This window comes from Labrys sp. Lb11 (assembly GCF_057554225.1).
The window spans coordinates 374,361-387,115 of the sequence record NZ_BAAJOT010000002.1 but is presented as its reverse complement, the minus strand read 5'-3'; the positions used below and the strand labels follow the sequence as shown (position 1 = coordinate 387,115).

Genomic DNA, 12,755 nt, shown 5'->3' with positions numbered 1-12,755 from the left:
CGGGGAGGACACAATGATCGGGCGTGCATCCGCGCTGCTCTTCGCCGTTGCCGCCGCTGGCGCCGTGGCGATGCCGGCTTCGGCCAATATGGTCTATGTCTCCAACGAGAAGGGCAATTCCATCTCGGTGATCGATTCCACCACCCAGGAGGTGGTGAAGACAGTGCCGGCTGGCCGGCGCCCGCGCGGCATCACCATCAGCAACGACGGCAAGTTCCTGTATCTGTGCGCCAGCGACGACGACGGCATCCAGGTGATCGACACGGCGACCATGAAGGTGGTGCGCACCCTGCAGTCCGGGCCGGATCCGGAGCTGTTCATCCTGCATCCCAGCGGCAATCCGCTCTATATCGCCAACGAGAACGATGCGCAGGTCACGATCCTCGACGTCAACGAGAACAAGATCCTGGCGCAGGTGCCCGTCGGCGTCGAGCCGGAGGGCATGGGCATCAGCCCCGACGGCAAGGTGCTGGTGAACACCTCCGAGACCACCAACATGGCGCATTTCATCGACACCAAGACTCATGAGGTGATCGACAGCGTCCTGGTGGATTCGCGGCCGCGCTTCGCCGAGTTCAACAAGGACGGCAAGAAGCTGTGGGTCAGCGCCGAGGTGGGCGGCACGGTGACGGTGATCGACCCGGCAACGCGCGAGATCATCAAGACCATCAGCTTTGAAATCCCGGGCGTGACCGCCGACACCATCCAGCCGGTCGGCGTGCGCGTCACGGCGGACGGGAAGAAGGCCTTCGTGGCGCTCGGCCCGGCGAACCGGGTGGCGGTGATCAACGGCGAGACCCTGGAGGTCGAGAAGTATCTCCTGGTCGGCCAGCGGGTCTGGCAACTCGCCTTCACCCCCGACGAGAAGCTGCTCTATGCCACCAACGGCAATTCCAACGACGTTTCCGTGATCGACGTCGACGCCCTGAAGGTGTTGAAATCGATCAAGGTGGGCGAGGCCCCGTGGGGGGTGGTGGTCTCGCCGAAATGAGCCGGCCGGGGACCAGGCAGGCTCTCTCGAACCTGCTCACGCCTGCAGGTTCGAGCAGCATTGATTTGGCGTTGAAAATGCCAAATCAATCGTGGCGAAGCCACGGGAAGCTGCTTGAGGACGTCCCGGGAGGCGAGAGGCTGTCGACGTGTTGACGAGGACGGAGCCGCCCGCGCTGGAGATCGAGCATGTCAGCCATGCCTTCGGCAGGCGGACGGCGCTTGCCGACGTCTCGCTGACCGTGCCGCCCGCCAGCTTCTGCGCCCTGCTCGGCCCCAACGGAGCCGGCAAGACCACGCTGTTCTCGATCGCGACACGGCTCTACAACAACCGTTCGGGCCGGGTCGCCATTCGCGGCCATGACCTGCGGCGCAGCCCCTCGCGGGCGCTGGCCGATCTCGGCGTGGTGTTCCAGAGCCGCACCCTGGACGGCGACCTGTCCGTGCGCCAGAACCTGGCCTACCACGCCGCCCTGCACGGCCTTGCCGGCCGCGCCGTGCGGGCGCGGATCGAGGGGCTGCTGGAGCGCGTCGGCCTGCTCGAGCGCATCGACGAGAAGGTGCGTACCCTGTCGGGCGGCCAGGCCCGGCGCATCGAGATTGCGCGGGCGCTGGTGCATGCGCCGCGTCTCCTGCTGCTCGACGAGCCGACGGTCGGGCTCGATCTCGCCTCCCGCACGACGCTGCTCGGCCTCGTGCGCGGACTGGTGGGCAGCGAGGGCGTCTCGGTGCTGTGGGCCTCGCATATCTTCGAGGAGATCGAGCCTCAGGACCTCGTCACCGTGCTGCACCACGGCCGCGTCGTGGCGAGCGGCGCCGCGGCTGCGGTCGGCGCGGGCGAGGCCTCGCTGCAGGACGCGTTCCGCCGTCTGACCGCCGCGCCGGCACGGGAAGAGGCATGAGCATCGCCGCCGCCTCGCCGGCCGCCGCGCGCCTCGGCGCCTGGGGCTATCTGATCTGCCTCGGCGGCATCGTCCGGCGCGAATTGCTGCGCTTCGTGCACCAGAAGGAGCGCTTCCTCTCGGCCCTGGTCCGGCCGCTGATCTGGCTGTTCATCTTCGCCGCCGGGTTCCGCAACGTGCTCGGCGTCTCGATCATCCCGCCCTACGAGACCTACGTGCTCTACGAGGTCTATGTGACGCCGGGGCTGGCGGTGATGATCCAGCTGTTCTACGGCATGCAGTCCTCGCTCTCCATGGTCTATGACCGCGAGGTCGGCTCGATGCGGGTGCTGCTGACCAGCCCGTTCCCGCGCTGGCTGCTGCTCCTGGCGAAGCTGGTCGCGAGCGTCGTCGTCTCGATCGCCCAGGCCTATGTGTTCCTCGCCATCGCCCGGTTCTGGGAGGTCGAGGCCCCGCCGACCGGCTATCTCCTGGCGCTGCCGGCCCTGGTGCTGACCGGGCTGATGCTGGGCTCGATCGGACTGTTCATCTCCTCCCTCGTGCGCCAGCTGGAAAACTTCGCCAGCGTCATGAACTTCGTGATCTTCCCGATGTTCTTCGCCTCCTCGGCCCTCTATCCGCTGTGGCGGATCCGCGAGTCGAGCGAGGGGCTCTACTGGGTCTGCCAGGCCAATCCCTTCACCCATGCGGTCGAGCTCGTGCGCTTCGCCCTCTACGGCCAGTTCGAGCCCGTGGCCTTTGCCGTGGTGTCGGGCACGACCATCGCCTTCTTCCTGGCCGCCGCCATTGCCTATGATCCCGGCCGAGGGCTGATGGCACGGCGCGGCGGCCCAACCGCGGAGAGCTAGATGTTGAGAGCCTCGATCCTCATGGCCGCGGTGCTCCTCCTGCCGGCCTCGGCGGCGCCGGCCCAGCCGGCCGCGCCCGACTGGCCCTGCGTGCAGCGCAGGGTGGCGGTGATCAGCGCCGGCTCAGTGTGGAGCGGGCCGGATCTCGCCGCCGCCACCGCCGACTGGACCCGGGACTTCGAGGCGGCCGCCCTGGCGCAGAGGCTCGCCTCGCGGCGCACGGCGATCGAGGAGGCGGGCGGGCTGGTCGATGCCTTCGTCGAGAAGGCGGGAGCCGACAAGGAGAAGCGCCTGCTGCGGGTGTTCGCCGGCGTGCTCGACCTGATCAACACCGAGCGCAGCCGCATCCTCACCGGCATCAGCCGCTATGCCCGCGGCCAGGAGCGCCTGGCCGAGCGGGTGCGCGACGAGAGCGACAAGCTCAGCCTGGCCAAGGACTCGCCGGCCGTCGAGGAGACGCCGGAGATCAAGGACCTCGAGACCCAATTGAAATGGGACACGCGCATCTTCCAGGAGCGGCGCCAGTCGCTGACCTATGTGTGCGAGACGCCGGTGCTGCTGGAAAAGCGGGTGTTCGAGATCGGCCGGCTGATCCAGTCGAAACTGTGAGGAAGGCGATCTGTCCGGGCTGACATAGCCACCGGCCGAGAGCCGGCGAGGCGAGGGAGCCAGCGTCGGCGCCATGGCGCGACGATCGGCAACGTCTCCCGAAGGAGCCTTTCGGTCGTCTCCGCCGCTGAGAATCGGGGCAACTCCGCAGTCGCATCGGAGGGAGCCGCGCGGATAGCCGTGGACGATTTCCGGCGAAAGTATTGTCGCCGGATTACCGAGCGGAATCGGTTGCGCTGCGGTGTGTCTCGGTCTTACCTTACGGAGGCTTGCGCGCCGGGGGGCGTCGGCAGGTGCCGATGGAGGGGATCATGAAGATCGGGGCTGCGTGGGCGCTGGCGGGCGCCTTGCTGCTGACTGCCGCGTCGAGCGCGCCGGCCGAGGACAGCGTTGTCGAGCGCCTGGACCGGTTGAACTGGGTGGCTGCGCCCGGCAGCGGCACGATCGCCGGCGTGGCGTCGATCGAGCTGACCGGAGACGTGCGGTTTCTCGGGACGCTCGGCACGCGCAGCTTCCTGGAGCTGCAGGGCAATCCGCCCAGGGAAGAGGAATATACGGTCGCGCCGAAGGACATGCACTGGTTTGCGATCTTCGGCTATGACCGGTCCGGCCATGTGACCGACGACGAGAAGATCGATCCCGATGAGCTCTTGAGGGTGCTCAAGCAGCAGAACGAGGCCAGCATCGAGGAACGCCGCAGGCTCAAGCTTCCGGTGCTGTTCCTGGAAGGCTGGGCTGTGCCGCCGCATTATGACAGCCTGACCCGGCGCCTCGAATGGGGCACGCGCCTGCGGGGAGAGAACGGCGGCACGCTGGTCAACTACACCGTGCGCCTGCTCGGGCGCGAAGGCGTGATGCAGACGATCCTCGTCTCGGATCCAGATGCGCTGGACGCCGACATCCGTAGCTTCAAGTCGACGCTTGAAGGCTTCCGGTTCAATCCGGGGCAACGCTACGAGGAATTCCGCAATGGCGATTCGGTCGCGGGGTACGGGCTGGCGGCCCTGGTGGTCGGCGGCGCCGCCGCTGCGGCGGTGAAGTCCGGCGGCTTCGCCGCGCTCAAGGGCTTCGGCAAGCTGATCATCGTCGGTGCGATCGGCGCCGTCGCCGCCGCGATCGGTTTCCTCAAGCGTCTGTTCGGTTCCAGGGGCCCCAGCGCGTAGGCCATGTATCTCGGGTCGATCCACGTTCCCGACCAGGCCTTCTGGGTGCTGTGCTACGGCTTCTACCTGTTCGACAATATCCGCGCATCGGACGCCGGCACGCTGTTTCTCGCGGGTGCCGGCCGCGGCCGATGGCGGATCGTGTTCCCGTTTCACCAGTTCGAGGCCCGGAACAGGGCCTACGCCCTGCTGAACCTGGTGACGCCCTGGACGCCGGCCTACAGGCTGGCATGGTCCGGCCGGCGCGAGGCGGATGACACGGCGCGGACGCTGCGGGTGCTGGCCATGACGACGGCAGGCCTGCTGCCGCTGCGGGTGCTGGCAAACCTTTGCTTCTGCCTCTATTTCCTCTGGGCACCCGTGCTCACCGCCTTGTATGGGTTGTCCGCCACGCTCGTTCTCCTGTTGGGAGCGCACCTGGCCGGGACGGTCGCCGTCGCCATCGCATTGGCGTCGGCGCGCCGCCTCCGCGCTGGCAGGCTGCAGAAGGCCCGCTTGGTTTTCGAATGCCTGGTCTGCCCGGGCGTGCAGGCCAACGTCTTCCGCCGGGTCTGCCTGGACTTCGTCCCGATCAGGGGGGACGCGTTGTCGCTCGCCGTCGTGACCTGCCCGCCGAGCCGAGTGCAGGCACTGGAGCGAGAGCTGTCGGGCTATCTCGACTACCTGGCGGAGCGGGATGCCTTGTCCGAGGAGGCGTCCCGGCATGCGGCTCGGTGCCTGGAGGCCCTGCGGATCTGGCTGCCGGCCGATACACCGGGGGGCGAGGATGGCTTCACATCGCCGCGATCGCCTGGTCCTCGCGAGAGCGCCCGCGGGGCGCGGCGGACATGACCGAGGCGGCAAACCGGGGTGTCGGGGCCGCGATCACCTGGCCGGGTGAGGGACGCGTCGCCGGACCAGCGACCAGCCGAGGGTCATGCCGGCGGCCGAGACCAGGATCGCTGCGGCGCCGGCGACCTGCAGCGGCTGCAGGCGATGGCCGAAGGCGACGAGGTCGACCAGGATGGCGACGACGGGATAGATGAAGGACAGCGCGCCGGTCAGGTTGGTCGGCAGCTTCTGGATGGCGCCGTAGAGCAGGATGAACACCACTCCGGTGTGAACAACGCCGAGCGTCGCCAGGATGGCCCAGGTTCGCGGGCCCTGCGGAGGCGCGGCGAAGTTCGCCAACGGGGCCAGCATGGCCATGCCGACGAGGACCTGCACCAGCACGATCAACTGGGGCGGGACGCCCTTGAGCCGTTTGGTGATGATCGCCGCGAGGGCATAGAAGAAGGCGGCGCCGAGCGCCATGACGATGCCGGCGAGATAATCCGTGCCCGCGGCGCCGGCCTTGGCCTGGACGATCGCCAGCATGCCGGCAAAGGCGATGCCGAGCCAGGCATAGTCGTTCGCCGTCGGCCGCTCGGCCAGCGCCAGGGCGCCGAGACCGACCAGCATGAAGGGCTGGGTATTGTAGACCGCGGTGGCGATCGAGATCGAGGCGCGGGAGTAGGCGGCGAACAGCAGCAGCCAGTTGAGCACGACGGCGACGCCGCCGATCGCGGCCAGCGCCAACTGCCGGCGGGTCAGGGCCTCGCGCCGCAGCAGGCCCGTGGCGGCGCAGGCGGCAAGCAGCGTCGCGGCGCCGAAGACGCAGCGCCAGAACACCACGTCGAAGACCGGCTCGCCCGACAGCACGACGAACCAGCCGATCGTGCCGGAGATCACCATGGCGGCCGTCATCTCGGCCGTTCCGCGCATCCTGTCCGTCATCCCGAGCCTCATCGAACCTCGGACCGAACATACCCCGAGGCGTTGGGGCGACGACATGCGCATGATAAGGCGATTGGTCCGTTTCGCCTGACTATATAAGGTGAAGACCGCAAATTTCGTGGAGGCATGATGCTCGACGATCTCGATCGCCGCATCGTCGCGATCCTGGCCGACGAGGCGCGGATCTCGCTCAAGGACCTGGCGCAACGCGTGGCCTTGTCCTCACCCAGCGTGTCCGAGCGCCTGCGCCGCCTGGAGGAACGCGGGGTGATCCGCTGCTTCACGGTGGATGTCGATCCACGCGCCCTCGGCTACGCCTTGCAGGCAATCGTCCGCATTCGTCCGCTTCCCGGCATGCTGCATGCGGTGGCGCGGCTGATCGAGGAGATCCCGGAGTTCTCCGAATGCGACAAGGTCACGGGCGAGGACTGCTTCATCGGGCGGCTGCATCTGCGCTCGATCGACGAGCTCGACCGCATCCTGGAACGCATCGTCGAGAAGGCCGAGACCAACACTGCGATCGTCAAGTCACAGACGGTGCGCAGGCGGCTGCCGCCGCTGCAGAGCTAGAACGGCGTCAGTCGCAGCTTGAAACGGGGCGCCGCGCAGCCCCGATCGTCAGGGCGCAGCTTCCGCTCATTTTGCCAGCCCCGGCGGCGTGTTCTGCCAGGGGTAGCCGGCTCGGGCCTTTGCCCTGCCGTAGTCGAACAGCTTGTTCATGTAGTCGCGGTTGAACGGGCCTTCATAGGGCACGGTGAAGTCGTCGCCGATATAGGCGAGGTTGTAGCCGACGCCGTCGCGCTTCGTCGTCGTGTACATCCGGTACATGTCGCCCACGGCATTGCTGGCGATCAGGGTCGAGATCGCCCGGCCGGCGATGGTGATCGTCTGGCGCGCGATCTCCTCGGGCGGAGCCAGCAATTTGCCGTTGCGAATGATGTAGGCCGTCCTCTTGCGGTTGCGGACATCCGCCGGTGCGCGGTCCATGGCCACCGTCGGAGGATAGAGGAAGGCCTGGGCGACCGCCCCGCCATCGACATGCAGTTCCTGATGAACCTTGCCGTTCGTCTCGACGTCGAACATCACCGGCGGGAACGCCCCGGGGATCGAAGCGGAGGCGAGGAGGATGTGCCGGATCAGGTCGTGCGAGCGTGGATCGCCGCTCCTGGCGATCGCGCCGATGTTCCAGATCACCGGCCGGGCCGCGTCGAGGTTGGTCGTGGCAATGAGCAGCAGGCGCCCGCGGTCATATTCGCGCGCGATCTTGCCGATCAGATCGTTGTCGACATATCGGCTGATGAGCCGGTAGAGCGGTGTCGTGTCGGCGAGCGCATCCTCGGTGAGCGCCGCGAGCACGCTGCGCTTCTCGGCCACGTCCTTGAGGTCGATCTCGGTGTAGACGGCCTGCAACGCGCGGTCATATTCGGGGCCGAGGAAGGCGAAGGGGGCGATCAGCGCGCCGGTGCTGATGCCGGTCACGAGCTTGAAGCTCGGCCGGTTGCCGTGCTCGGTCCAGCCGACGAGCAGGCCGGCGCCGAAGGCTCCGTCGTCGCCGCCGCCCGACAGGCTGAGGAATTCGGCCGGCGGCAACGGCCGGTTGCCGTAGAAGGCGCGCTCCTTGCGGACGGAGGCCACCCCTTCGGCGATCATGGGGCCGGGCTCGTCGACGAAGAACCGGGCGTTCGGAATGCCGAGGATGCTGGCCCGCTTCATCTGCTCGATGGAGTCCGGGGCCATCCGGCTCGGATAGGCGCAGCCCGAGACGGCGGCGACGAGGCCGACGGCCACGATGGCGCGAAGCCTTGCAAGCATTCGCTGCGACATGACGATGCCCTCTCCTGCGAGCCGGGAACCGGGCGGCCCGCCCGAAGTCTTCGGCAGTCCCTCCGGCTCGAACCGTGCCCTAGTCAATCCTTCCCGGCCGGACCAGCGTGCTGGAGGTATGTTACCGTAGGATACGGCCTGCCGCCGCAGGCGGATGCGGGAAGCTCGAAATCATGAAGAAACGATGACGCCCGGCCCCGGGCAGCGTCTCATGGCTTTCATCACGAAGGCGTTTGCGCCCTTCGATACGGACGGGATGCCGTTCAGGCCCACGGTCCGGTCCTCTCGATGCGACGGCCTTCCCAACCGCCCGGGGCCGCCGGCCGGCCGGCTCGAGGGCGGCGAAGACCCGCGCCTGGCGATCCGGTCGATCCCTATCGATGCTGGGCGATCGGCCAGACTTCCTGGATGGCGGCGAACATGAACGCGGTGGTCAGGCCGAACAGCAGCATGCCGTTGACCGCCTCCAGCGCACCCAGCAGCTGCCAATGCCGGTCGAGGAAGAGGCTGGCGTGACCATAGCTGGTGAGCGCGCTGAGGGAGTAGAGCATCGCGGAGGTGACGTCGGACATGGCTCCCAGGGCCAGATACAGCGCGGCCCAGGCTGTTGCGTGAATGGCCAGCAGGACGGTCGCAAAGAGCGTCGTCGTCGCGATGACGATGCAGAACGAGAACAGGAAGTTCCGTCGATTGCCCGGCTTGGGGCGATAGACCGCGACCTTCTGCGCCGCATATCCGAGACCGAAGACGTGGATGACGACCGTCAAGACGATCAGGGGCAGGCTCCAGGCCCAATTGAGGTCCCAGGTCATGGGCGGATCCCCTGTCAGCGATGCGCCCGGCCAGGCTGGCTCAGGCCGCGGCCGGTCAATGGGAAAGCCCCCGCCATCGGGTCGATGGCGAGGGAGGATTGGCGGCTGCGAGCCGATGGCCTGGTTGTTCCAGGTCTCTATTGCATCTTGATGCCGAGCTTGGCGCGTTCGTCCTTGAACACGACAGCCAGCGCATCGATGATCTTGATGTCCCGATGGGCCTTGCAATAGACGATGACTTCGTGCTCGACTTCCTTACTCTTCTTCACGTCGTAATAGTGCTTCCTGGCCAAGCCGTTGTACCAGCCGCTATACCACGCGGTCAGGGCGTCGGCGTCCTGCTGATAGGTGTCGGCGAGCTGGGCGCAAGTCAGGGTCTGGACGTCGAGGAAGCCGTTGGCATCGACATAGGCCGTCAGCGGCGTCGCTTCCTGGGCGACGGCGCCGGCGATGCAGCCGAGGCTGGCGGCGGCTGCAAGAAGGATTGTCCTGAACATGGATGATCTCCGGTGGGGGGGGCGGGAAGGCGCTCAGTAGGGGCGGTAGTAGGGGGCCGGGTAGGGCGGATAATAGGGGTGGTAGTAGTAGGGATGGTCGTAGGCGTAGGCTCCGGCTCCGGCCGCAGCCCCGGCGTAGAAGGCGCCGCGAAGAGCGGTGCGCCGCGCCACGCCCGCAAAGGACAGCGGCGTGAACGGCAAGCCGATGATGTCGATGAACACCGAGGCGGGTCCATCGGCCTTGCCGAGATCGCCTTCGAGCACATCGACGTCGAAGGTGATCCGGCTGCCCTCGGCCTTCGGGTTCTTCAGCGTTACGACGGCGTCACGGACGGTCGCGCCGTCCTTGCTGAGCACGGAGACCGTGGCATTCGGCGGGTCCTTGGCGAAACTGTCGGAGCCGAGGGTCCATTCCTCCAGGAGATGGGCGGTCAGGGCATGCCCCGCAGCCCGGACCGGGCGATCGGCGAAGATGATCGAGTTGGGGGCTGCGCCGATCAGGGTGAGCTTGTTGCCGACCAGCGTCGCGCCCGCTGCATTCATGACGATGAGCGCCGGCTCGACCTTGGCGCCGCCCCCGCCGCCGATCGTCTTCTGCGCCTGGTTCTGAATGGCATCCTGCGCCACGGCCGGGGGAATCGACGATAGCGCGAGGGCAACTGAGACGGCGCATGCCATCGCCTGCCTGATCATGGGGAACTCCTCTTCAGTTCGACGCTCTGCGTCGGTGTTCATCGAGAGACCGTGGGCACCGTGCCGGAGGCCGGCGTCCACGGCCCGGGATGGCCGTGGCGGCGGATACGGGCCACCTCTCGCCGACGCGGTCGAGATCGCACGAGCCTGCTCCGGCAGTCGATCTCGTCCGCCGCGTCGCCCGAACGCCCTGGTCGTTGGCTCGCGCCCGTTCCGGATCACGGGACTTCAGCGCAGCGGGCGACCCTGCCGAGGGACGCCGGCGGCATCGAGGATCGCCTCGATCTCCCCGGCGAGCTCTTCGACGAGCTCGCCATATTCCTCCTGTCGCTGATGCCGCTCCGGCAACGCCGAATTCTCCCAACGCTGCCACACCGCCTCCGCCTCGCCGTAGTCGATGCAGAGCGACCGGAACCCCTCGTCGTGCGCCGCGAGCTGTTCGATCGCCGACTGCCTGGTCGGAAATCGACGGATCGCCGGCAGCATCCCAGGGTCCATCTCGACGACACCTTTCACGGCGGCGAAGACGCCGGCATGGCCGCGCAAGCCCGTCCCGGAACGGAGCGGCGTCGCTCATTCGTCGCGGATAGTGCTGGCTCTGTCACAAGGCCGCCAGTATCTTACCGTAGCGTACGCCGAATCTGCCTTGCGACTCGCTATCGGGCGCCAAGGCAGGCGGCGGCGATGGGACGATGATGCCGGTGGAAGATCGACCGTGAGGGAATTGGGTGAAGCGTCCGAAATGGGAACCGAAGAGGTTCTCGCTCAGCTCCACCGCATCGAGTCGAGTCCGGAGTTTCGTGCGCCGGAGCGCGCGCGCAAGTTCCTGCATTTCATCGTGGAGGAGACACTTGCCGGCCGCGCCGACCGGCTCAAGGCCTACAGCATCGCGGTCGAGGTGTTCGGCCGCGATGAGAAGTTCGATCCGCAGAGCGATCCCGTCGTCAGGATGGAGGCCGGACGCCTGCGCCGGGCAATCGAACGCTATTATCTCATCGCCGGCCGGGCCGACCCGATCCTCATCGAGATCCCGAAGGGCGGCTACGTCCCGACATTCGCACGACGGGAGATCGTGTCGGGGGAGCCGGCGGGCGAGAGCGCCCCGCCGGCTGCTGCCGAGGCTGCTCCGCCGACGCCGGAGGCGCCTCCCGTCGCACCACCGCCGCGCGCCGGCAGTAAGGCCGGCGTCTTACGCTGGCTCGGCGGCGTATTGGCGATGCTCGTGCTGGCCGGCGCGGCCTATGCGGCCTTCCGCAGCGAGGCGTGGGGGCCGCGCGGCATGTCCTCCGTAGCCGGGCTTGGAACGCCGACGCTCCTGATCATGCCGTTCGCCGCTCTCAGCGAGGGGCCGGATGCGAAGCTCTACGCGAGCGGATTGACGGAGGAGATCCTGACCCAGCTGGCGCGCTTCAAGGAGTTGACGGTGTTCGGCCGTGAAACCACGAGGGGGATCGAATCGCTGGCCGAGGCGACACGTCTTCGTCGCGACCTCGGCGTGCGCTATGTCCTCGAAGGCGGGGTCCGCACCTTCGGCAACCGTGTCCGCGTCACCGGCCGGCTCCTCGATGCCGATACCAACGCCGTCGTGTGGTCGCAGGCCTACGAGGACGACATCCAGCCGCGCGGCCTGGTCGCGGTGGAGGACGACATCGCCGAGAAGGTTGCGACAGTCGTGGCGCAGCCTTATGGCATCATTTTCCGCAACGACGAGCGCCGAGCCTCGCAGGTCCCTCCCGAGGACCTCAAGGCCTATGGCTGTGCGCTGCAGTACTATGCCTATCGCGCCGAGTTGAGTCCCGACCAGCATGCCACGGCCCGCGCCTGCCTCGAGCGGACGGTCGCGGCATATCCGAGCTACGCCTTGGCCTGGGCGATGCTGTCCGGTCTCTATCTCGACGAGGGCCGGTTCGGGTTCAACGCCAGGCCCGGTCCGCCCGATGCCTTCAACCGGGCGCTGGATGCCGCGCGCCGGGCGACCCAACTGGACCCGGACGGTGTCCGGGCGCTCCAGGCGATGATGATGGCCCTGTTCTTCACCGGCCAGCCGCAGGAGGCGCTGCGCGTCGGCGACCGGGCGCTGGCGCTCAATCCGAACGACACGGAACTGCTCGGCGAATTCGGGACGCGCGTGGCCATGGCCGGCGATTGGCGCCGGGGGGCGGACCTGCTGGAACAGGCACTCACCCGCAACCCGGGGCATTCCGGCTATTTCTTCGGCACCCTCGCCCTGGCCGCCTACATGCTGGGCGACAACACCCGCGCGGTCGAGCTGATCCGGCGGGTGAATCTGGAGAAATTCCCACTCTATTACGCCGTTGCGGCCATCATCTTCGCGGAGCAGGGCATGACGTCCGAAGCGGCGGCGGCCAGGGACACGTTCCTGAAGATGCGTCCCACCTTCTTCGACAATCTGGGAGCGGAACTGGCCCTGCGCAATTACCGGCCGGAGGATCAGTTGCGTCTGGTCGAGGGCGCGCGGAAGGCGGGTTTCCCGATCCCGGCGTCGTTCAAGGCGCCGACATCGACCGCCGGCGTCGCGGCACCGGTCCCGGGAGGGCCGTAGGCGATGGCTTTCGAGCTCGTGCAGGCCCCGATGGCCGTGCTCCGGCTGAATCGGAACCAACCCCGCACTGTAGGTTCCCGTAACATACTCCCGGGGCTT

Annotated in this window: 13 protein-coding genes; 8 read left to right on the top strand and 5 right to left on the bottom strand. The window is 67.6% G+C overall.

The annotated features are described in order from the left end of the window. Positions 1-13 precede the first annotated feature (13 nt). The 6 genes from AC27L4_RS06925 to AC27L4_RS06900 all read left to right on the top strand — a co-directional run bounded on the left by AC27L4_RS06925 (position 14) and on the right by AC27L4_RS06900 (position 5,343). A complete protein-coding gene (locus AC27L4_RS06925; protein WP_487141342.1) occupies positions 14-991 on the top strand; it encodes a YVTN family beta-propeller repeat protein in 978 nt (325 codons plus the stop codon). Positions 992-1,142: 151 nt separating this feature from the next. Next, positions 1,143-1,892 (top strand): ATP-binding cassette domain-containing protein, encoded by a 750-nt coding sequence (locus AC27L4_RS06920; protein ID WP_487141919.1) that lies wholly within the window; start codon positions 1,143-1,145, stop codon positions 1,890-1,892. Next, positions 1,889-2,740, top strand: a complete 852-nt coding sequence (locus AC27L4_RS06915; protein WP_487141341.1) for an ABC transporter permease — start codon at positions 1,889-1,891, stop codon at positions 2,738-2,740. Before AC27L4_RS06920 ends, AC27L4_RS06915 begins: the two co-directional genes overlap by 4 nt. Next, positions 2,741-3,349, top strand: a complete 609-nt coding sequence (locus AC27L4_RS06910; RefSeq protein WP_487141339.1) for a hypothetical protein — start codon at positions 2,741-2,743, stop codon at positions 3,347-3,349. 311 nt (positions 3,350-3,660) lie between these two features. Beyond that, a complete protein-coding gene (locus tag AC27L4_RS06905; RefSeq protein ID WP_487141337.1) occupies positions 3,661-4,512 on the top strand; it encodes a DUF2167 domain-containing protein in 852 nt (283 codons plus the stop codon). A gap of 3 nt (positions 4,513-4,515) precedes the next feature. Beyond that, the gene (locus tag AC27L4_RS06900) at positions 4,516-5,343 is read left to right on the top strand and encodes a hypothetical protein (protein ID WP_487141336.1); all 828 of its coding nucleotides are present in this window, start codon (positions 4,516-4,518) and stop codon (positions 5,341-5,343) included. 33 nt (positions 5,344-5,376) lie between these two features. Here the strand turns inward: AC27L4_RS06900 and AC27L4_RS06895 are convergent, their stop codons facing one another. Then, complete coding sequence (locus tag AC27L4_RS06895; protein WP_487141335.1) at positions 5,377-6,267, bottom strand: DMT family transporter; 891 nt, start codon at positions 6,265-6,267, stop codon at positions 5,377-5,379. Between the two features lie 129 nt (positions 6,268-6,396). On the opposite strand from AC27L4_RS06895, the gene AC27L4_RS06890 reads away from it, so the two are divergent. Beyond that, complete coding sequence (locus AC27L4_RS06890) at positions 6,397-6,837, top strand: Lrp/AsnC family transcriptional regulator (protein ID WP_487141333.1); 441 nt, start codon at positions 6,397-6,399, stop codon at positions 6,835-6,837. A gap of 66 nt (positions 6,838-6,903) precedes the next feature. Here AC27L4_RS06890 and AC27L4_RS06885 read toward each other — a convergent pair whose 3' ends face one another. The 4 genes from AC27L4_RS06885 to AC27L4_RS06870 form a co-directional block, all read right to left on the bottom strand. After that, positions 6,904-8,091: a patatin-like phospholipase family protein gene (locus tag AC27L4_RS06885; protein ID WP_487141331.1), complete on the bottom strand. Its 1,188-nt coding sequence runs from the start codon at positions 8,089-8,091 to the stop codon at positions 6,904-6,906. Between the two features lie 374 nt (positions 8,092-8,465). After that, positions 8,466-8,903: a hypothetical protein gene (locus AC27L4_RS06880; protein WP_487141329.1), complete on the bottom strand. Its 438-nt coding sequence runs from the start codon at positions 8,901-8,903 to the stop codon at positions 8,466-8,468. A 137-nt stretch (positions 8,904-9,040) separates the two neighbouring features. After that, the gene (locus AC27L4_RS06875; protein ID WP_487141328.1) at positions 9,041-9,400 is read right to left on the bottom strand and encodes an HdeA/HdeB family chaperone; all 360 of its coding nucleotides are present in this window, start codon (positions 9,398-9,400) and stop codon (positions 9,041-9,043) included. Positions 9,401-9,433: 33 nt separating this feature from the next. Continuing rightward, on the bottom strand, positions 9,434-10,093 hold the full coding sequence (locus AC27L4_RS06870; RefSeq protein ID WP_487141327.1) for a hypothetical protein: 660 nt from the start codon (positions 10,091-10,093) through the stop codon (positions 9,434-9,436). Between the two features lie 397 nt (positions 10,094-10,490). On the opposite strand from AC27L4_RS06870, the gene AC27L4_RS06865 reads away from it, so the two are divergent. Beyond that, positions 10,491-12,656, top strand: coding sequence for an adenylate cyclase (locus tag AC27L4_RS06865; RefSeq protein ID WP_487141326.1), 2,166 nt, complete (start codon positions 10,491-10,493; stop codon positions 12,654-12,656). Positions 12,657-12,755: the final 99 nt, after the last annotated feature.